This window comes from Massilia sp. BHUDP2 (assembly GCF_046236355.1).
Taxonomy (GTDB): domain Bacteria; phylum Pseudomonadota; class Gammaproteobacteria; order Burkholderiales; family Burkholderiaceae_D; genus Telluria; species Telluria varians.
On record NZ_JBJUVW010000004.1, the window covers coordinates 437818 to 457984 of the forward strand.

The 20167-nt window shown below is 66.0% G+C and carries 19 protein-coding genes and 1 riboswitch; of the genes, 6 read left to right on the top strand and 13 right to left on the bottom strand.

Annotation, left to right across the window (positions count from 1 at the left end):
* Window positions 1-40 precede the first annotated feature (40 nt).
* From ACK6C6_RS23555 to ACK6C6_RS23565, 3 genes are read left to right on the top strand one after another with little or no spacing between them, the layout of a single operon-like run.
* A complete protein-coding gene (locus tag ACK6C6_RS23555; RefSeq protein ID WP_409269718.1) occupies window positions 41-529 on the top strand; it encodes a hypothetical protein in 489 nt (162 codons plus the stop codon).
* Between the two features lie 52 nt (window positions 530-581).
* Window positions 582-1541, top strand: coding sequence for a homoserine kinase (locus tag ACK6C6_RS23560; RefSeq protein WP_409269578.1), 960 nt, complete (start codon window positions 582-584; stop codon window positions 1539-1541).
* On the top strand, window positions 1538-2323 hold the full coding sequence (locus tag ACK6C6_RS23565; protein WP_409269579.1) for a BPSS1780 family membrane protein: 786 nt from the start codon (window positions 1538-1540) through the stop codon (window positions 2321-2323). The genes ACK6C6_RS23560 and ACK6C6_RS23565 overlap by 4 nt, the downstream gene beginning before the upstream one ends.
* Window positions 2324-2445: 122 nt before the next feature.
* Here the strand turns inward: ACK6C6_RS23565 and ACK6C6_RS23570 are convergent, their stop codons facing one another.
* The gene (locus ACK6C6_RS23570) at window positions 2446-4758 is read right to left on the bottom strand and encodes a UvrD-helicase domain-containing protein (RefSeq protein ID WP_036210549.1); all 2313 of its coding nucleotides are present in this window, start codon (window positions 4756-4758) and stop codon (window positions 2446-2448) included.
* A 130-nt stretch (window positions 4759-4888) separates the two neighbouring features.
* Here ACK6C6_RS23570 and ACK6C6_RS23575 point away from each other — a divergent pair, with 130 nt between their 5' ends.
* Window positions 4889-5386 carry a hemerythrin domain-containing protein gene (locus tag ACK6C6_RS23575; protein ID WP_409269580.1) on the top strand — a complete coding sequence of 166 codons (498 nt, stop codon included), beginning with the start codon at window positions 4889-4891 and terminating at the stop codon, window positions 5384-5386.
* Between the two features lie 28 nt (window positions 5387-5414).
* Here ACK6C6_RS23575 and ACK6C6_RS23580 read toward each other — a convergent pair whose 3' ends face one another.
* Window positions 5415-5855 carry a GFA family protein gene (locus ACK6C6_RS23580; RefSeq protein ID WP_409269582.1) on the bottom strand — a complete coding sequence of 147 codons (441 nt, stop codon included), beginning with the start codon at window positions 5853-5855 and terminating at the stop codon, window positions 5415-5417.
* A 184-nt stretch (window positions 5856-6039) separates the two neighbouring features.
* Here ACK6C6_RS23580 and ACK6C6_RS23585 point away from each other — a divergent pair, with 184 nt between their 5' ends.
* On the top strand, window positions 6040-6588 hold the full coding sequence (locus ACK6C6_RS23585) for an SRPBCC family protein (RefSeq protein ID WP_081925909.1): 549 nt from the start codon (window positions 6040-6042) through the stop codon (window positions 6586-6588).
* A 107-nt stretch (window positions 6589-6695) separates the two neighbouring features.
* Here ACK6C6_RS23585 and ACK6C6_RS23590 read toward each other — a convergent pair whose 3' ends face one another.
* Together ACK6C6_RS23590 and ACK6C6_RS23595 are read right to left on the bottom strand one after the other, a co-directional pair.
* Window positions 6696-8516, bottom strand: coding sequence for a M56 family metallopeptidase (locus ACK6C6_RS23590; protein ID WP_409269583.1), 1821 nt, complete (start codon window positions 8514-8516; stop codon window positions 6696-6698).
* Between the two features lie 346 nt (window positions 8517-8862).
* Entirely contained in the window at window positions 8863-9969 is a 1107-nt protein-coding gene (locus tag ACK6C6_RS23595; RefSeq protein WP_209589604.1) for an S-(hydroxymethyl)glutathione dehydrogenase/class III alcohol dehydrogenase, read from the bottom strand.
* 360 nt (window positions 9970-10329) lie between these two features.
* Between ACK6C6_RS23595 and ACK6C6_RS23600 the strand changes: the two genes are divergently transcribed.
* Window positions 10330-11889, top strand: a complete 1560-nt coding sequence (locus ACK6C6_RS23600) for a S8 family serine peptidase (protein ID WP_409269584.1) — start codon at window positions 10330-10332, stop codon at window positions 11887-11889.
* A gap of 48 nt (window positions 11890-11937) precedes the next feature.
* Here the strand turns inward: ACK6C6_RS23600 and ACK6C6_RS23605 are convergent, their stop codons facing one another.
* The 9 genes from ACK6C6_RS23605 to thiC all read right to left on the bottom strand — a co-directional run bounded on the left by ACK6C6_RS23605 (window position 11938) and on the right by thiC (window position 19927).
* A complete protein-coding gene (locus tag ACK6C6_RS23605; protein WP_409269585.1) occupies window positions 11938-12459 on the bottom strand; it encodes a GNAT family N-acetyltransferase in 522 nt (173 codons plus the stop codon).
* Window positions 12456-13907 (bottom strand): M28 family metallopeptidase, encoded by a 1452-nt coding sequence (locus tag ACK6C6_RS23610; protein ID WP_409269587.1) that lies wholly within the window; start codon window positions 13905-13907, stop codon window positions 12456-12458. Before ACK6C6_RS23610 ends, ACK6C6_RS23605 begins: the two co-directional genes overlap by 4 nt.
* Window positions 13908-13967: 60 nt before the next feature.
* On the bottom strand, window positions 13968-14738 hold the full coding sequence (locus ACK6C6_RS23615) for a hypothetical protein (protein WP_409269588.1): 771 nt from the start codon (window positions 14736-14738) through the stop codon (window positions 13968-13970).
* 125 nt (window positions 14739-14863) lie between these two features.
* The gene (locus ACK6C6_RS23620; protein ID WP_409269590.1) at window positions 14864-15577 is read right to left on the bottom strand and encodes an ion channel; all 714 of its coding nucleotides are present in this window, start codon (window positions 15575-15577) and stop codon (window positions 14864-14866) included.
* 39 nt (window positions 15578-15616) lie between these two features.
* Window positions 15617-16231 carry a thiamine phosphate synthase gene (thiE, locus tag ACK6C6_RS23625; RefSeq protein ID WP_409269719.1) on the bottom strand — a complete coding sequence of 205 codons (615 nt, stop codon included), beginning with the start codon at window positions 16229-16231 and terminating at the stop codon, window positions 15617-15619.
* A 25-nt stretch (window positions 16232-16256) separates the two neighbouring features.
* Entirely contained in the window at window positions 16257-17000 is a 744-nt protein-coding gene (locus tag ACK6C6_RS23630) for a hydroxymethylpyrimidine/phosphomethylpyrimidine kinase (protein ID WP_409269592.1), read from the bottom strand.
* Window positions 17000-17794: a thiazole synthase gene (locus ACK6C6_RS23635; RefSeq protein WP_409269593.1), complete on the bottom strand. Its 795-nt coding sequence runs from the start codon at window positions 17792-17794 to the stop codon at window positions 17000-17002. Before ACK6C6_RS23635 ends, ACK6C6_RS23630 begins: the two co-directional genes overlap by 1 nt.
* Before the next feature lie 16 nt (window positions 17795-17810).
* Window positions 17811-18014, bottom strand: coding sequence for a sulfur carrier protein ThiS (gene thiS, locus ACK6C6_RS23640; RefSeq protein WP_209589612.1), 204 nt, complete (start codon window positions 18012-18014; stop codon window positions 17811-17813).
* A complete protein-coding gene (thiC, locus tag ACK6C6_RS23645; protein WP_409269595.1) occupies window positions 18014-19927 on the bottom strand; it encodes a phosphomethylpyrimidine synthase ThiC in 1914 nt (637 codons plus the stop codon). The genes thiS and thiC overlap by 1 nt, the downstream gene beginning before the upstream one ends.
* Window positions 19928-19995: 68 nt before the next feature.
* A riboswitch (TPP riboswitch) is annotated at window positions 19996-20101 on the bottom strand.
* Window positions 20102-20167 lie beyond the last annotated feature (66 nt).

The window sequence follows — 20167 nt, forward strand, 5'->3', positions numbered from 1 at the left end:
CTGTTTGTTACAATGAACCAAACGACACAAGGTGACCATCATGTTGCGCACATCTTCCCGCCTGAAACTTCTGACGCTGTGCCTCATCGCGCACACCGGCCTGGCCGCGGCGCAGGCACAACAGCAGGCTCCCGCCCAACAGCGCCCGGCGCAAACCCCGCCCCAGCTCGAGCGTATCGAGCCGGGCAGCGACACGCCGGCGACCACCATTCCGCCGAAAGAACGCACCCGCATCACCGAAAAGCGGGGCAACGACGGTTCGGTCACCGAAGTGGAAGTGCAAAGCGGCAAGAGCCGCTACATCATGAAACCCAACGTTGCACCAGGAAACGCCCAACCCGGCGACGCCCAGAGCAGCGCGATCCGCGCCCCACAATGGCAGGTCATGGAATTCGACTTCGGCAATCCGAAAAAGCAGCAGACCGACCAGGCCAACACGGCCCCGTCGCCTGCGCCGGCCAAGGCAGGCGTGCCCGCGCGCGCCGATGTGCCGCCCCCGCCACCACTGGAACCCGTCGAAAAAAAATAATCCTGACGCTGCGGCCACCGGCCGCAGCCGACCCTCACTTTGTTGCTAGCTCATGGCAGTTTTTACCGCGGTCTCGCTGGACGACCTTTCCCAGTGGATCAAGCAGTTCCCCCTCGGCGACGCCCTCGCGCTCCAGGGCATTTCCTCCGGCATCGATAACAGCAACTTCTTCCTCACCACCGAGCGTGGGGAATTCGTGCTGACCATCTTCGAGAACCTCCGCTTCGAACAACTGCCCTTCTATGTGCAGCTGATGCGCCACCTGGCCGAGCGCGGCATTCCGGTGCCGGCGCCGGTGCCGACGATCGACGGCGAACTGGTCGTCACCCTGCAGGGCAAGCCGGCCATCATCGTCAGCCGCCTGAGCGGCGCCTCGCAGCTCGATCCGCAACCGGCGCACTGCGCCGAAGTCGGCGGCATGCTGGCGCGCATGCACCTGGCCGGGCAAGACTTCGCCCTGCACCAGCCCAACCTGCGCGGCCTGGACTGGATCACGGCGACCGCGCCCACCGTGCTGCCGCTGATCTCGCAAGCCGAAGCGGACCTGCTGCGCAATGAAGTCGGCTTCCAGAGCGACTTCGCGCGCACCGCCACCTATGCCGCGCTCACCCGCGGCCCGGTGCACGCCGACCTGTTCCGCAACAACGTGATGTTCGAAGGCGAGCGCCTGAGCGGCTGCTTCGACTTCTACTTTGCCGGCGTCGACACCTGGCTGTTCGACGTCGCCGTGACCGTCAACGACTGGTGCGTCGACCTGGCAAGCGGCGTGCTCGATGAGGCACGCGTGCGCGCCCTGCTCGAGGCCTATCACGCCGTGCGCCCGTTCACCCAGGAAGAACAGGCTGCCTGGCTGCCGATGCTGCGTGCGGGCGCGCTGCGCTTCTGGCTGTCGCGCCTGTATGATCTGCATATTCCGCGTGAAGCAGAACTGCTCACGCCCCACGACCCCACCCACTTCGAACGCATCCTGCGCGCCCGCATCGAACGCGGCGCGCCCCAACTGCCTACATGAACTCTATTCCTGCAATCACCGGCTGGCACTGGCTCAAGCAAGGCGCCGGTCTGTTCCGCAAACAACCGGCCGCGCTGACCACGCTGCTGTTCGCGAACATCCTGATCAGCATCGGCATCAGTGCCGTGCCGCTGCTCGGGCCGATGATCGCGGTGGTCCTGATCCCGTCGTTCTCGATGGCCTTCATGAAGGCCTGCCTGATGATCGAGAACGGCGAACGGGTCACGCCCGGTGTGCTGCTGACGGGCTTCCGCCAGCCGGTGGTGAAGGATTTGTGCAAGGTGGGCCTGATCTACCTGGCCGTGTCGCTCCTGATGGCCGTGATCACGCGCTTCGCGGTCGATCCGGGCTTCTGGGAACAGGTGGCGCGCCAGGGACGCGAAGGCGGGCAGCCGCAGGTGGCGGGCTCGGACATCCTGGCGATGTTCATGATTTTCGGGCTGGACGTGGCGGCCCTGATGTCGCTGTGTTTCGCCGCCCCGCTCACCTACTGGCAGAAGATGACGGCCGGTAAAGCGGTGTTCTACAGCTTCTTCGCCGTGGTGCGCAGCGCCCGCGTGTTCATCGTGCTGCTGCTGGCCTGGTTCGCGATCTTCTTCGGCATCTGCATGGTGATCACCCTGCTGCTGGGCGCCTCGAACATGACGCGCGTGGTGATCATGTGGCTGATCTTCCTGTTCATCCTGCTGCTGCAGTGCGCGATGTATGTGGGGTACCGGCAGATTTTCGGGAAGCCGGTGGATGGTGGGTCGCAGGCCGGCCCGGTCAACCTGAGCAAATAAACCGTAGGGTGGGCGGGTCTCCCGCCCACGCGGTGATAGTTATCGGGTGAGGACCCCGGCCGGATGATCTCTCAGCCGGTTGAACGCGTGGGCGGCAAAGCCGCCCACCCTACGAAAAGCAGTTAGCGGCCGACGCGCTCCAGCTTCGCCACCGACAGATCCAGCACCTTCATCCCCGCCGCGCCGAAGTTGATCTGGGCGCGCGCCGCGCCCGCCCCGCCCTCGATATTCACGATCACCCCCTCGCCGAACTTGGCGTGGGACACGCTCTCCCCCACGCGCCAGCCGGAGCCGTTGCCGGACTTCTGGGTGATCTGCTGCGCGATCTTGTTGTCCGAGCCGTCGCGGAAGGCGGCGTCGTCCCAGGCCGTGGTCTGCTTGCGGCCGGCGAACCAGTTGGTCTGGACGCGCGGCGACAGCCACTTGATCGATTCTTCCGGCAGTTCGTCGAAGAAGCGCGACTTCATGTTGAAGCGTGTCTGGCCGTGCAGCATGCGCTGCTGGGTAAAGCTCATGTACAAACGCTTGCGCGCACGCGTGATCGCCACGTACATCAGGCGTCGCTCTTCGTCCACGCCATCGAGTTCGCGCGCGCTGCTCTCGTGCGGGAACAGGCCTTCTTCCAGGCCGGTGATGAACACGGCGTCGAATTCCAGGCCCTTGGCCGAGTGCACGGTCATGAGCTGCAGGGCGTCCTGCCCGGCCTGGGCCTGGGCGTCGCCCGCTTCCAGCGATGCGTGGGTGAGGAAGGCCGACAGCGGCGACATCACGCTGGCCAGCGGGGCGTCGGAATCGAGGATCTCGATGCCGTCCTGGTTGACGATGGCTTCGCCGATCTGGGGCAGCGCCTGCGGGCCGAGGTGGGCCGGGGCGCCTTGGCCGAAGCCTTCTTCCTGCACGAACTGGGTGGCGGCATTGACCATCTGCTCCAGGTTCTCGATGCGGTCGGCGCCCTCTTTTTCGTTCTGGTAGTGCTGCAGCAGGCCGCTGCGTTCCAGCACCACGCTCACCAGTTCCGGCAGCGGCAGCTGCTGGGTCTCGAAGCGCGCCGATTCGATCAGCTTCACGAAATTCCCCAGCGCGCCGCCGGCCTTGCCGGTCATGTAGGGCACCGCCGCGTAGAGCGAAATACCGTAGGAGTCGGCCGCCATCTGCAGCTGCTCGATCGAACGCGCACCGATGCCGCGCGTGGGGAAGTTCACCACGCGCAGGAAAGCCGAATCGTTGTGCGGGTTGTCCATCAGCTGCAGATAAGCGATGGCGTGCTTGACCTCGGCGCGCTGGAAGTAGCGCAGGCCGCCGTACACGGTGTAGGGCAGGCCGGCCGCGAACAGCGCATGCTCGATCACGCGGCTTTGCGCGTTGGAGCGGTACAGGATCGCGATCTCGCTGCGCGACAGGCCGTCCTTCATCAGGCTCTTGGCTTCCTCGATGATCCACTGCGCTTCTTCGAGGTCGCTGGCCGCTTCGTACACGCGCACCTGCTCGCCCTGCCCCGCGTCGGTACGCAGGTTCTTCCCCAAACGCTTGGTGTTGTTGGCGATCAGGTAGTTGGCGCTGTCGAGGATGTGGCCGAAGGAGCGGTAGTTCTGCTCCAGCTTGATCAGGTTCTTGACGCGGAATTCGCGCTCGAAGGCCTGCATGTTGCCGACGTTGGCGCCGCGGAAGGCGTAGATGCTCTGGTCGTCGTCGCCCACCGCGAAGATGGCGCCGCCGCCCTCCTCGTCATGCCCGGCCAGCAGTTTCAGCAGGTTGTACTGCAGGTCGTTGGTATCCTGGAACTCGTCGACCAGGATGTGGCGGAAGCGCATCTGGTAGTGGTGGCGCAGCGGGCCGTTCCTGGCCAGCAGTTCGTACGAGCGCAGCAGCAGCTCGGCGAAATCGACCACGCCTTCGCGCTGGCACTGGCCTTCGTACAGTTCGTAGAGCTCGATCATGCGGCGCTCGATCGGGTCGTTCGGTTCCAGGCGATTGGCGCGCAGGCCCTGCTCCTTGGCGTTGTTGATGAAGTACATCAGCGCCTTGGCCGGGTATTTTTCATCGTCCACGTTGGCCGCCTTCAGCATGCGCTTGATGAGCGAAAGCTGGTCCTGCGAATCGAGGATCTGGAAGGCTTGCGGCAGCGCGGCGTCCTTGTAGTGGGTGCGCAGCAGCCGGTTGCACAGACCGTGGAAGGTGCCGATCCACATGCCGCGCGTATTAATCGGCAGCATCGAGGACAAGCGGGTCAGCATCTCCTTCGCCGCCTTGTTGGTGAAGGTCACCGCCATGATGCCGGCGGGCGACACCTGCCCGGTCTGGATCAGCCAGGCGATGCGGGTCGTCAGCACACGCGTCTTGCCGGAACCGGCGCCGGCCAGGATCAGCGCGCTCTGCGACGGCAGGGTGACGGCGGCGAGCTGTTCGGGATTGAGGTTATGGAGGAGATTCTGCATCCGGCCATTATAACGCTGTGATTACTGTATGCCCATCCAGCTATGCGGCGAAAACCACGCGATCCTTGTTTTATCCATCGCCTATACTAGCCTGAAAGGCCACATTCGTACATACGACAGGGAGGATGGTATGGCAGCCGACAAAGCAGCAGGCACGTTTCCGGTCGACCAGCCGGTCAAGGCATTGATTCGCGACCACGACATGGTGCGTGCGCTGGCCGACAAGTATCTCAACAGCGACAGCCAGGAAGTGAAGAAGCAGGCCGGGACCCAGATCCTGCAGGCCCTGCACATGCACTCGCGGCTGGAGGAATCGATCGTCTACCCGGCGGTGCGCAACATCGACGCATCCCTGATCAGCCACTTCGAGCAGGACCACCTGAAGGTGGACGACCTGGTCGCGACGCTGGAGGGCATGTCGCTCGACGACAGCCACAGCGACACCCTGATGCGCGAACTGATCACAGCCGTCACAGCCCACATCCAGCAAGAGGAGAACGAGCTGTTCCCGCGCATCGAAAGCTCGGGCATGGACCTGACGGCGGTTGGCCTGCAGATGCAATCCTTCGAGGCCAACCTGGTGCACACGCAGGCCCAGATCAGCGACGGCAGCATCCGGCGGCGCTAGGGCTGCAGGCCCGGCGATATGGCGGCTGCTATTTTCCGGCCGACCGTGTCGTCGGGTACGCGGGCAGGCCGTCGTCCAGTTTCATCCAGCTCAGGCGGCTGCGCACGAAAGTGTGGTCGCCTGGCGGCGCCTGTTCGGGGTCGTCGAGGCTGGCGCTGGCGATGTCCAGTTCTTCCGGCCAGCGGGCGTCTTCGAAAGTGAGGGTGGTGCCGCACTGCGGGCAAAAACTGCGCAGCACGTGTTCGCTCGAAGCGAAGCGCTGCGGCTCCCCATGCGTGAAGCGGAAGTCGGCGCGGCGCGCGCTGAACCAGGCCAGGGCGGGCGCGCCCGATACCCGACGGCAATCAGTGCAGTGACACAGTGTGCTGTTGAAAATTTCGCCCCTTACCGTGTACCGAACTGCACCGCAGAAACATCCTCCCTGCAAGTTCATCCTGGTCTCCTTTCTGGCGGCCAACAACAGACTCATCAGTATAAGCGCCCCATCGTTTCGCGCGCCGCCCAATTGTCTTTTCGCTTATTTTAACGAGAGATTCGCGACAGTTCGCGTGGCCCGTCAGACCATTACCTTACGAAGCAATCAGTCTCGCATCCCTTGTTTCGGGCCAACATTTTGCAGATGCGAGCGGCTTCCCAGCCAAAGGAGAATACTTATGCTGAACCGCGTAGTTACCGTTGCCGCACTTGCCGTCGGCGGCATGATGCTGTCCAAAAAACTCAAGCAAAACCGCAGCGGCTATGGCGCCAGCTCGTCGGTCTCGGAATCCATCGAGATCAACGTTCCGGTCAAGACCGCGTATAACCAGTGGACGCAGTTCGAGGACTTCCCGCAGTTCATGAAGAGCGTCAAGGAAATCCGCCAGCTCGACGACAAGCACCTGCACTGGCGCGCCAACGTGGCCGGCGAAGAGAAGGAGTGGGATGCCGAAATCACCGAACAGATCCCGGACAAGCGCATCGCCTGGCGCAGCGTCACCGGCGTGAAGAACGGCGGTGTCGCTACCTTCCACAAGATCTCGGACAACTGCTGCCGCGTCATGGTTCAAATGGACTATGAACCGGAAAACGCGATCGAATCCGTCGGCGACGCCATGGGCGCCGTTCGCATGGAACTGCGTGGCAACCTGCAGAACTTCAAGGAACTGCTGGAGAAGCGCGGCTCGGAAACCGGTGCATGGCGCGGCAAGATCGCGCAGCAGTAAGACCGGTCGCGGCGCCGCTACGCTGCTGAGGCAGCACACCGGCGTTTTTTGACCAGTTGGTAAAATTGCGGCCTGTCGCTCCGAGCGGCAGGCCGTTTTCTTGATTGTCAGCCCGCCTGCGGCACTGGCTTTGCCAGCCCCTTCTCGCGCGCTTCGCGGATCAGGGCGCGCACCGTCTTGTCGGCCGCCTTGCTCTCGCGCTCCATCTCCTTGCCGAGCGCGCCCATCTTCTTGCCGATCGCATCCATCGGCTTGCCGGCTTCGCTCATGCGGCGCCCGATCGCGTCCATCGACTTCTGCGCCTCGCGCATGCCCGGCCCGTTGTGCAGCTGGCTGATCTCCTGCCCCGCCGCCGACATCTGCTGGCCGACTTCGCTCATGCGGCCCTGGATGCGCTCGCGCTCCTTGACGCTGTCGGTCGCGCCCAGCTGCTTGCCGAGCTTCTCCATTTCTTCGCCCAGCGCTTCCATGCGCTCCTCGACCGCGCGCAGCTTGCCCTCGTCCGGCTTGAAGCCGCGCGCCGCTACGTCCATGTCCTTGCCGAGCGCATCCATCTTCTTGCCGTGCACGTCCATCTCCTTGCCGTACACGTCCATCTGCGCCCCCAGCCGGTTCATCGGCGCCCAGGCGGCATCGACCTTCGCCAGCACGCCGGCATCCTGGATGTACCAGGCCTGGCCGCCCTCGCGGAACCACAGGAAGTCGCCGCCAATGCGCCGCTTGGCTTCCTTGATGTCGTCCCAGTCGTCGCTGCTGCCGGTCATGCTCGTGTTCTTGTCGTTGGCGCGCACCACGGCATAAGGCTCTTCCCTGCCGTCCTTGCGCACCACGCGGCGCTCGGCCGGCGCGGCTTGCGGACGGGGCGCGGGCTCGGCACGCGGGGCTGGGGCCGGGGCCGGCTGCTCGGCCTCGGCATGGGCCGGCGCCGACCAGGAATAGAAGACTGCCGCGGTGGCCAGGCCCAGGATCGGAAGCGCCAGCTTCCAGTTCAGCGGTTCGGTTTCGGGACGAACCAGGCGTTTGATGCGGGACATAAGATTTCCTCCATGTGCTGCTGGGGCAAGTTGCGGGGTGAACTGGAACAGGTCCAGTTCGGACAATGCAAGTGCCAGGCGCCGCGGTTCGCCGAGCGTGCTTGCGGCTACATCATCTGCAATCTGTTCACGCTCTTCGCGGATCCGGTTCGACAGCCACCACACGGCCGGGTGGTAGAACAGCAGGATCTCGATCGCGCTCTGGATCAAATTCACTACGTAGTCACAGCGGCGCACGTGCGCCAGTTCGTGCGCCAGCAGCGCTTCCAGCAGCTGCGGCGGCATGCCCGACACCAGCGCTGCCGGCACCAGCACCACCGGGCGCCACCAGCCGGCCGTCACTGGACTGGCCAGGTCGTCGACCAGTCCCAGGGTGACGCGGCGGGCGATGCCCATGCCCCGCGCCATCCTGTCGAGCCGCGCCTGCCAGGCGGGGTCGAGCCGGTACTGCCCCGCCCGGGTCCGCCGGCGCACCCAGGCCAGCCCGAGCACCATGCGCAGGGCCAGCAGGCCGGCGCCCAGCGCCCAGAGCAGCAGCACCAGCGGCAGGCGCTCCTGCAGGACGGATTCCCAGCCTGCGAACTTGCCGGCATCGATGGCGGCCACCGGCAGCGCCGACACGGCGCCCGCCACCGCGCTCGCCGCTGCCACGGGCAGGGCGGAACTGGCCGCGCCGGCGTCCGCCTCGGCCATGCGCGCGACCATTCCGGCCAGCGGCAGGGCCGCGCACAGCAGCAGCGCGCCGCAAGCCACCAGGTAGCGCGCCTGCGGCCGCGCCTTGCGCATCAGCGCCAGCAGCAGCGCGGCCACCCAGCCGACCAGCAGGCCCTGCCACAGGAAATCGATCAGCGCCCAGGCCAGGCTGCTTGCCGCCGTACCGAACCATTCGTCCATCGGGTGTGTCCCCTCATCGTTAGCAACTAGATTAAAAGTTCTAGATAAAAATGTCTAGAACTTTTTTTCTACTTTGGACCGGACCTGTCCGGCGATGCAGTTACTCTAGGCGTGTGCGGGGATGAGGGCCAGCCCGGTGCGACAGGCGGCCGAAATGGCGGGGCAGAATGAAAAAACGCGGCCCGGAGGCCGAACGCAGCCGGGGGTCAGGTCTGACATTCGGACACAAGCTGAGCAATACAACGCATTCATGCTCGAGTTCGTGTCCAAATGTCAGACCTGACCCCGGTGTAAAAATAAAAAAACGCGGCCCGGAGGCCGCGTCGAGGATGCCGGACGGCGGGTATCAGAAGACCACGACCGAGCGGATCGACTCGCCCGACTTCATCAGGTCGAAGCCTTCGTTGATGCGCTCGAGCGGCAGGTGGTGGGTGATCAGGTCGTCGATGTTGATCTTGTTTTCCATGTACCAGTCGACGATCTTCGGCACGTCGGTGCGGCCGCGCGCGCCGCCGAAGGCGGAGCCCTTCCACACACGGCCCGTCACCAGCTGGAACGGACGGGTCGAGATTTCCTGGCCGGCCGCCGCCACGCCGATGATGATCGACTGGCCCCAGCCCTTGTGGCAGCACTCCAGCGCCTGGCGCATGGTGGTGACGTTGCCGACGCATTCGAAGCTGTAGTCGGCGCCGCCGTCGGTCAGCTGGACGATCGCATCGACCACGTTCTCGACCTTGGTCGGATTGATGAAGTGGGTCATGCCGAACTTGCGCGCCATGGCTTCGCGTTCCGGGTTCAGGTCCACGCCGATGATCTTGTCGGCGCCCACCATCTTGGCCGCCTGGATCACGTTCAGGCCGATGCCGCCCAGGCCGAACACGACCACGTTGGCGCCCGCCTCCACTTTCGCCGTGAAGATCACCGCGCCGATGCCGGTGGTGACGCCGCAACCGATGTAGCAGATCTTGTCGAAGGGCGCGTCCGAACGCACCTTGGCCAGCGCGATCTCCGGCACCACGATGTAGTTCGAGAAGGTCGAGGTGCCCATGTAGTGGTAGAGCGGCTTGCCGTCCAGCGAGAAGCGCGAAGTCGCATCAGGCATCAGGCCGCGGCCTTGCGTGGAGCGGATCGCCTGGCACAGGTTGGTTTTCTGCGACAGGCAGAACTTGCACTGGCGGCATTCCGGGGTGTACAGCGGAATGACGTGGTCGTCCTTGCGCAGGCTGGTGACGCCCGGGCCGACGTCCACCACCACGCCCGCGCCTTCATGGCCGAGGATGGCCGGGAACAGGCCTTCCGGATCGGCGCCGGACAGCGTGTAGTAGTCGGTGTGGCAGATGCCGGTCGCCTTGACCTCGACCAGCACCTCGCCGGCCTTCGGGCCTTCGAGTTCGACTTCTTCGATCGTGAGCGGATGGCCCGCCTTCCATGCAACTGCAGCCTTGGTCTTCATGTTTTCCTTCCTGAACCGAGCGTCGGACGCCGCCGGATTGCAACGCCGTAAAGTTTGAAATGATAACAAGGAGTGGGCATGCGCGTGGCGCGCCATGGCGTTTGCGCACGCTGGATGGTTCAGACGGTGCGTTTGCTGCGGATATTTGGGAGAAACGATACCACGTTGTACAGACGGCTTGTATGGACAATCGGTAGCGAGCTGTGCCTGATCAAGTGTTGCCTGCGCACAGTTGAACTCGGTATGCATATATACAAGCTTTTGAAATACACTAATTTCACCACCCATGAGGTGGCACAACAGCGCACGAAGCCTACAGAGCAAAGGCGCAATAACTTTGTTTTCAAACGGAGAAGATACATGGTAGACAAAAACACTCGCGCATCCTCCCTTCGCGTTTGCCTGGCAGCCCTGGTCGCTGCCGGCGTCTTCGGCAACGCGCAGGCCGCAGCTCCCGACACCACCCGCGTCATCGTCGCCTTCAAGCCGGGTGCCGCTGCCAAGGTGAAGTCGGTGGTGGCAGCGTCCAAGGGCTCGGTCAAGCACGAAATCTTCGGCATGAACGCCATGGCCATCGAGGTCCCGGCGGTCGCGCTGAAAGGACTGGAGAACAACCCGAACGTCGAATACATCGAAGAAGACGTGATCCGCAAGCCCTTCGCGCTTACCTCGCCGTCGACCGGCACCCCGTACGCATCGGGCCAGCTGGTCCCTTACGGCATCAAGCAGGTGCAGGCCGACCTGCTGTCGGACGCCAGCGCCGCCAACCGCAAGGTCTGCATCATCGACTCGGGCTACGACCGCAACCATGAAGACCTGTCGGCCAACCCGGTCACCGGCGAATACGACGCCGGCACCGGCTGGTGGTACACCGACGAGAACAGCCACGGCACCCACGTGGCCGGCACCATCGCCGCCATCAACAACGCGGGCGGCGTGGTCGGCGTGGCCGCCAACAAGCAGCTCAAGCTGCACATCGTGAAGGTGTTCGGCAAGGATGGCTGGGCCTATTCCTCGACCCTGGCCTCGGCCGCCAACAAGTGCGGCGCCGCCGGCGCCAACGTGATCAGCATGTCGCTGGGCGGCGGGCGCAAGAGCACCACCGAACAGAAAGCTTTCGACACCCTGTATTCCAAAGGAGTCCTGAGCCTGGCTGCGGCCGGTAACGACGGCAATACGGTGGTTTCCTATCCTGCCGGCTACGCCAGCGTGATCATGGTCGGCGCGGTCGACGAGAACAAGCAGTGGGCCACCTTCTCGCAGTACAACAGCAGCGTCGAACTGGCCGGTCCCGGCGTCAGCGTCCTGTCGACCGTGCCGATGGGCACCGGCCAGGAAGCCGTCCTGACCGTCGGCAGCAGCACCTACGCCCCGGGCGCGATGGAAGGCTCGCCGGTCAAGACCGCCACCGCACCGCTGGCCGACTTCGGCATCGGCGACAAGGTCAACACCGCCGTCTCGGGCAAGGTCTGCCTGATCCAGCGCGGCACCGTGGACTTCGCCACCAAGGTCTCGAATTGCCAGAACAGCGGCGGCGTCGGCGCCGTGGTGTACAACAACGTGGCAGGCGCCTTCGGCGGCACCCTGGGCACCACCGTGACCAACATCCCGTCGGTCACCGCGACCGATACCGAAGGCGCGGCGATGAAGCAGCAGCTGGGCCAGAGCGCGACGGTCGGCATCCGCGCCAGCAACTACGCCTACTTCGACGGCACCTCGATGGCGACCCCGCACGTGTCGGCCGTCGCCGCCCTGGTGTGGAGCTACTTCCCGACCTGTACCGCCGCGCAGATGCGCGCTTCGCTCACCAAGAGCGCGCTCGACCTGGGCACCGCCGGCCGCGACACCAAGTACGGCTTCGGCCTGGTGCAGGCCAAGGCCGCACGCGACCGCATCGCTTCGCTGGGCTGCGGTAACTAAGCCCTGGCGCTGCAATGACAATGGGACGCCTCCGGGCGTCCCATTTTTTTATGCTGCGCCGCCCAGAAGCAGGCGCATTTCCTGTTCCATGTGCGCGGCGCCCTCCCGCATCAAATAGGGCTCGCCGATCGGGTGGAAGCCGGCACGCTCGTACAGCCTGAGCGCGCCTGCATTCTCGCTGTTCACGCCTAGGTGCACGACCCGGGTTCCGCGCGTTCTCGCCCAGCCGAGCGCATCAATCAGCAAGGCCGCCGCCACGCCGCGGCCGCGCCATTCCGGCGCCACCCACATCTGGAACAAATTCACCCGGCCGGCATCCTGCGCATCGACCTTGGCCCACAGCAGGCCAGCGAGCTGGCCTTCCACTTCCGCCACCAGCGCGCAATCGATGCCGGAGACCGCGGACTTCGCCACCCGCGTCGCCCAGGTATCGTCCGGCAGCGCCTCTTCCCGCGCCAGCGTGCTGCCGAAGGCCTCGGGCGCATCCGCCAGCGCGCGCAGGCGGATCGCGCGGTAGGCCTGCCACTCGTCCGCCAGCAAACGCCGCACCAGGACCGCGCCGCCGCTCACTTGGCCGCCGCCTCGCCGGCCGTGAGCGCGCGCCCCTTGGCGGCGTAGTTGGCCGCCTTCGGGGCCGCCGTCCAGGTCGGGCGCTCGGTCGCGTTGGCGATGTCGTACACGCCTTCGGTCAGCATGCGCGTGACGCGCGCCATGTTGTCGTAGTCGAGCTTGTCCCAGGTGTCGTCCTTGCCGTGGTAATCCGAGAAGCCGTAGGCCACCGACAGGGTGTGCGCCGGCACGCCGGCGTCGGCCAGCGACTGGTTGTCGGCGCGCGAGAAGAAGGCGTCGCTGAAGGCCGCATGCTTCCACAGGCGCACTCCCGTGCGCTCGGCGGACTTCTTGAGCATGTCGCCGAGGGTCGAGAAGTCGTAGCCGGTCATGGCGATCGAATTGAGCTGCTTGCCTTCGCTGTCGTCGGTGCGGCCGGTCTGCTCGAGGTTGATGTTCACCACCGTGTCCTTCAGCGGGAACACCGGGTGGCGCGCATAGTACTTCGAGCCCAGCATGCCGAGTTCTTCGCCGAAGAAGGTCATGAACACGATGCTGCGGCGCGGACGCTCCTTGCGCGCGGCCAGCACATTGGCGGCCTCGATCAGCGACACCACGCCGCTGGCGTCGTCGTTGGCGCCGTTGTAGACCTCGCCGTCGCGGATACCCACGTGGTCGTGGTGCGCCGTCATCAGGACGTAGGTGTTCTTCAGCACCGGATCGGCACCGCGCAACACGCCGACCACGTTGCGCAGCTTGACCGGGCGGATGCTCGGGGCGGCCACGCGTGCCGTGACGCTTGCCCCGCCCTTCTCCAGCGCCGCCGCGGCGTCAGGCGCATGCAGCAACAGGACAGGCAACTGAGCCGGCGCCGCGCCCTGCGGCGCAGCCTGCTCCGGATCGATCAGCCAGCCGCCGGTACCGGCGCCATGACGGCGCTCGCGGTCGATCATGACGACCAGCAGCGGCTTGCTCTTGAGTTTTTCCTGCAGCTGGCGCGCGGCGCGCGGCACCGGCGGGGCCGGCACCACCAGCACCTTGCCGTTGGCGGCTTCGCTGTTGTCCAGCGCATCCTTCCAGCTCATGAACACCGCCGGCGTGGCCGCCAGGGTCACCGGATCGAGGAAGTTGCCGGTCGCGCCGCCGGCCGGCACGGTGACGGTGCTGCCGCCGGCCAGCACGCTCAGGCTCACGTCGTCAGCCTTGCGCTCGGCGTACTGCCAGGTCGCGGTCTGGAAGTAGCCGTCGTCGCCGGCCGGCTCCAGGCCCGCCTTGCGGAACTGGGCCGCGATGTAGTCGGTGGCGAGGTCCTGTCCGCGCGAGGGCGTGCCGCGGCCTTCGAGCTGGTCGGAGGAGAGGTATTGCACGTGGGTGCGCAGCGCCTCCGGCGAGATGGTGGCGGCGGTGGGGACCTGGGCGCAACCGGCGCTGGCCAGTGCGAGGACAAGGGCGGTGACGTAAAGACGCATTGCGGATGCTTTCGATGGAAGTGGCTAGAAAGGCAATATCGCATGCGGCGCCGCGGCCGGTCAATCCACGGCAGGCGCAAATTGATACATATGTGGGCGCTGCGCGCGCAGGCGGGCGTCCAGTTCTTCCTCGTCGGGCGGATTCGCGAACACCTGCTCCAGGGTCCAGCCCTTCTTGTCGAGCAGGTAGGCGACCTTCAGGTGGAATTCGCGGTACAGGCCGCTCCTGTCGCGATCGAGGGCGCCGGCGCCGGCAGTGAACAGCGCGTGGTTGTCCTCGAAATCGAAGTCGCCCGCCTTGCCCACGTAGTCGGCATAGCCTTCCAGCAGCCATTCCGGATAGCGCAGCATGACCGTGCGCCCGAAACGGCGCGACACGTCGTTGTGGGTGATCTCGTGCGCGATGAAGTAGGACAGCGGGCGCTGCGCGGCATCGGCCAGCGGCCCGCCATTCGGTGTATGGATGCGGTTGGCCGGGATGTCGGAGGCGCGGATGAACACCTGCCGGGTCAGCCAGACGTCGGCCGCCCCGCCCAGGCGGGTGCTGAAAGCGCGGCCATAGAGCCACAGGCGCCAGGGCTCGTTGCAGAAGAAGATCTCGACCGGCGTTTCGCGCTGGTGCAGGGTCGAGGTACGCAGGCGCCGCGTCACGTCGTCCAGCACCGCGGTGATCTCGCCCGGGATGGGTCGATCCGACCAGATCCGGTAGTTCTCGTAGCTGTAGCGGTAGTCGAACATCGGCTTGGGAGAGGCGGCGGCGAGCGCATAGGCGGCGAGCGGCGCCAGCAGGACGGCAAGGAAGGTTCTCAGTATCCGGGCTTTCGGCATCATGCACGCGAAACGTGGCGCAGCGATGGCGGGATGCCGGTGCTGCAAACCGCGCCAAGTTAAGGCATGCGTCTTATTGAAGACTTAACACGGCGCGTGCGGGCCGCATTTTATTCACCACGGATGCGCTAGTCCTCTTCCCAGGATTCACGCGGGGCATCCGGGCGGCGCCGGTAGATCTTGCCCTGGGTGGTGAAGCCGATCAGGCGCGCCACCACGGCCGCGAGGTACATCACGCCCACCAGCATCTCGATGCTGCACAGGGCGCGCGCATGCACGGTGAGCGGAATCACGTCGCCGATGCCGGTGCTCGACAGCAGTGCGAAGCTCAGGTAATTCAGCTCGCTCCAGGTACGCGGAGCGGAGGCGTTGACGGCGGCCGCGAAGGTGCCGGGATGCAGTTCCTGCACCATCAGGTACAGGTGGGTGAAGCCCCAGGCCAGCAGGGTGAAGGTGGCGCCGGCGGCGAACAGCTCGTCGGTGGTGGCCCGGCGGTCTTCCATCATGTAGGCGATCAGGCTGCCGGCGGCGTAGAAGTAGAACAGCGCTTCCAGCGCCGAGGACCAGGGCAGCAGCGTGCCGCGCAGGTCGTAGAAGGTCTGCAGCGCCAGCAGGATCACGATCGGCACCGCCAGCGCCACGCTGATCCGGGTCTCGCCCGGCGTGCGCCGCACCATGCGGATGGTCAGCGACAGCACCAGAATGCCGAACACGTTGAAGGCCGTGTGCCCGGCGGGTTCGTGCTCGATAAAGGGGTACAACAGCATGCCGAGCAGCTGTACCAGCAGCAGGATGGCCGAGGGGTGGCGGCTGGTATGGATGAGCAGGCGCAGCGGTCGCATGGTCGGTATGGCAAGAGTGGCAACGCTGCCATTGTAAGTTCAGGCGTGCCGGAACAGCGCGCAGAAGTCGCGCACGGCCGCCGCCGGGTCGGCCGCCGCGTACACGCTCGTGATCGCCGCCACCATCGAGGCGCCGCGCCGCACCAGCGGTGCCGCATTCAGCGGGGTCATGCCGCCGATCACCACCATCGGCAGGGCCACGCGGTCGCGCCAGACCTCGACCAGTTCGGGCGGCGTGACGAAGCTGTATTTCTTGACCGGGGAGGGATAGAAGCCGCCGAAGGCGACGTAGCTGGCGCCCGCCTGCTGGGCGTTCTCGGCCAGTTTCAGCTCGCCGTAGCAGGAGGCGCCGACGATCTTGCCCGGTCCCAGCAGGGCCCGCGCCTGCGCCACCGACATGTCCGTGCCGCCGACGTGCACGCCGTCGGCGTCGAGGTCGCGGCACAGGTCGATGTGGTCGTTGATCACGAGCGGCCGGTTGTGGCTGCGGCACAGCGCCAGCAGGGCCGCGGCTTGCTCGGCGCGCAAGGCCGGGCTGGCGCTTTTATGGCGGTACTGCACCAGGGATGCGCCAGCAGTCAAGGCGAGGTCGGTGACCGCGAGCAGGCGTTCGGTGTCGTCCCAGTCCGGGGTGACGAGGTAGAGCCCGCGCATGAAGTGTTGTTTCACGATGTTCCTTTCAGTGTGTATGCAGGATGCGGCGCGGGATGCGCTGTCCGGGCGCAATCCGGAAGGCGTGCGCCAGTGTCTGGTGGCAGTAGTCCTGGGCATGCTCGAGCGCTTGCGCCATCGGGTCGCCCAGCGCGAGGCGCGCCGCGATGGCGGCGGCCAGCGTGCAGCCGCTGCCGTGGTAGCTGTGCGGCAGGCGCGGCAGGCGCCAGCTGCGCTGCTCCACCCCGCCCTGCAGCCAGCGGTTGACGACGATGTCTCCCTCGCCATGACCGCCGGTGACCAGCACGTGCTCGCAGGGGACCTCCCCCAACGCCGCCGCCTCCGGCAGGTTCGGCACCAGCACGGTGGCCAGCGGCAGCAGCTCGGCCAGCGCGGCGATGGCGTTGCCCTTGCCGAGCGCGTCGCCGTGGCCGCTGGCCAGCACCGGGTCGAGCACGACCGGCAGCGCCGGGGCGGACGCGCGCAGCCGGCGCAGCAGCCGGGCGATGACGGCCGCGTTCTCGCGGCTGCCGGGAATGCCTATCTTGACCGCGTCGATGCCGAAGGCATCGACCAGGGCATCGGCCTGGCGCAGGACCAGGCCGGCGTCGACCGGGTGCACCTCGTGCACCCGGTTGTTGTCCTGGACGGTCAGGGCCGTCGCCACCGGCAGCGCGTGGCCGCCGAGGGCGCCGATGGCGGCGATGTCCGCCGCCAGCCCTGCCCCGCCGCCGGGGTCGAGCCCGGCGAACACGAGCACGGTCGGCACCATCAGGTGGCCATGCCCTGCAGCGGCGACGAGGGCGAGGCCGCGAAGCGCTTCGGCATGCGCCCCGCCAGGCGCGCCTCGCGCCCGGCGATGACGGCGTGGCGCATCGCGCGCGCCATGCGCACCGGATCGTGGGCGGCCGCGATCGCGGTGTTCATGAGCACGCCGTCGCAGCCGAGCTCCATCGCGATCGCCGCATCCGAGGCCGTGCCGACACCGGCATCGACCAGCACCGGCACCGATGCCTGCTCGATGATGAGCGAGAGGTTCCAGGGATTCAGGATGCCCATGCCGGAACCGATGAGCGAGGCCAGCGGCATTACGGCGACGCAACCGATCTCCTGCAGGATGCGCGCCTGCACCGGGTCGTCGCTGCAATAGACCATCACGTCGAAACCGTCGCGCACCAGGACCTCCGCCGCCTTGAGCGTTTCGGGCATCTGGGGGAACAGGGTCTTCTCGTCGCCCAGCACCTCCAGCTTGACCAGCTTGCGCCCGCCCAGCAGCTCGCGCGCCATCTGCAGCGTGTACACGGCGTCTTTCGCCGTGTAGCAGCCGGCCGTGTTGGGCAGGATGGTGAATTCCTCCAGGGGCAGCACGTCGAGCAGGCTGGGAGCGTTCGGGTCCTGGCCGATGTTCACGCGGCGGATCGCCACGGTGACGATCTCGGCGCCGGCTGCCAGGGTGGCTTCGCGCGTCTGCGCCAGGTCGCGGTACTTGCCGCTGCCGACCAGCAGGCGCGAAGCGTACTGGCGCCCGGCGATGGTCAGGAAGTCGTTCTCTACGATTGCATTCATTGTCATCTCCTTGTTTTCAACCGCCGCCGATGGCGCGCACGATGTCCACTTTGTCGCGGGCCTGCAGCCGGCGCTGCGGCCACTGCTGGCGCGGCACCACTTCGCGGTTGACCGCCACCGCCACCGCTTGCTCGGCCAGGCCCAGCTGGCCCGCCAGGTCCAGCAGCGAGACGCCCGCCGGCACCTGGTACAGGGCGCCGTTCAATTCGATCTCCGTCATCAGACCTCCCGGTACAGCCTGGCGCCGCCGCGCACGAACTCGATCGCCTTTTCTTCCATGCCCTTCGCCAGCGCGGCCCCTTCGGCCACGCCGCTGGCGGCGGCATACTCGCGCACCTCCTGCGTGATTTTCATCGAACAGAAATGCGGGCCGCACATCGAGCAGAAGTGCGCCACCTTGCTTGACTCCTTGGGCAGGGTCTCGTCGTGGAAGGCGCGCGCCTTGTCCGGGTCGAGGCCGAGGTTGAACTGGTCTGCCCAGCGGAATTCGAAGCGCGCCTTCGACAGGGCGTTGTCCCGCAGCTGGGCGCCAGGGTGGCCCTTGGCCAGGTCGGCCGCGTGGGCCGCGATCTTGTAGGTGATGATGCCGTCCTTGACATCGTTCTTGTCGGGCAGGCCCAGGTGCTCCTTGGGCGTGACGTAGCACAGCATGGCGGTGCCGTACCAGCCGATGGTGGCGGCGCCGATGCCCGAGGTGATGTGGTCGTAGCCGGGCGCGATGTCGGTGGTGAGCGGCCCCAGGGTGTAGAACGGCGCTTCGCTGCACTGTTCCAGCTGCAGGTCCATGTTCTCCTTGATCAGGTGCAGGGGCACGTGGCCGGGGCCCTCGATCATGGTCTGCACGTCGTGCTTCCAGGCGATCTGCGTCAGTTCGCCCAGGGTCTTCAGCTCGGCCAGCTGGGCTTCGTCGTTGGCGTCGTAGATCGAGCCGGGACGCAGGCCGTCGCCCAGGCTGAAGGACACGTCATAGGCCTTCATGATCTCGCAGATCTCCTCGAAATGCGTGTACAGGAAGGATTCCTTGTGGTGCGCCAGGCACCACTTGGCCATGATGGAACCGCCGCGCGAGACGATGCCGGTCAGGCGCTTGGCCGTCATCGGCACGTAGGCCAGGCGCACGCCGGCGTGGATGGTGAAGTAGTCGACGCCCTGCTCCGCCTGCTCGATCAGGGTGTCGCGGTAGATCTCCCAAGTCAGTTCCTCGGCCTTGCCGCCGACCTTTTCCAGGGCCTGGTAGATCGGCACGGTTCCGATCGGCACCGGCGAATTCCGGATGATCCACTCGCGCGTCTCGTGGATGTGCTTGCCGGTCGAGAGGTCCATCACGTTGTCGGCGCCCCAGCGGATCGCCCAGGTCATCTTTTCCACTTCCTCGCCGATCGAGGACGTCACCGCCGAGTTGCCGATGTTGGCGTTGATCTTCACCAGGAAGTTACGGCCGATGATCATCGGCTCGATTTCCGGGTGGTTGATGTTGGCCGGGATGATGGCGCGGCCACGGGCCACCTCGTCGCGCACGAACTCGGGCGTGATCTCGGCGGGGATGCTGGCGCCGAAGGACTGGCCCGGATGCTGGCGCGACAGCAGGCTGGCCACGCGCGCGCCCATGGGACCGGAATCGACCAGCGAAGCCAGGTATTCCTTGCGGCGCAGGTTTTCGCGCAGGGCGACGAACTCCATCTCGGGCGTCACGATGCCCTGGCGCGCATAGTGCATCTGGGTGACGTTGCGCCCGCTGCGGGCGCGGCGCGGGGTGCGCTGCAGCTCGAAGCGCAGGGCGGTGAGCGCCGGGTCAAGCAGGCGCGCCTTGCCGTAGTCGGAAGTCGGGCCCGCCAACTCCTCGGTATCTCCCCGTTCGAGGATCCACGGCGTACGCGGTGTACCCAGGCCGCGGCGGATGTCAATGCCGGCAGCCGGGTCGGTGTAGGGTCCGGAAGTGTCGTAGACGAACAGCGGCGGATTCGCCTCGCCGCCGAAGCTGTCGGGTGTCGGGGATTGCGAAATCTCGCGCATCGGCACGCGGATGTCGGGCCGGCTGCCTTCGATGTAGACCTTGCGCGAGTTGGGGAAGGGTTCGATGGCCGCCTGGTCGACCGTGGCGGTCGCGGCGTCGAACTTCAGAGGTGCGTTCATGTGGCTCCTTTGCGGAGCCAGCAAAGGAGTGTGCCAGGATCGGCCAGGCAGGCGCGTGCGCGCCCCGGGCCGTGTTCTGACTGCTTCCCTTCGCTGGCATTATCCAGATCAGGTTCGGAGGGTATTTCTCACCCGCGTGTCGCGTTTGCGACAGCAGGACCCCTAGCGTGTGCCGCGCCCGGCTTTCCGGAACGCAGCGGGGCGGATTATAGCCGCATCTACTCTATAATGGTTCTTTTC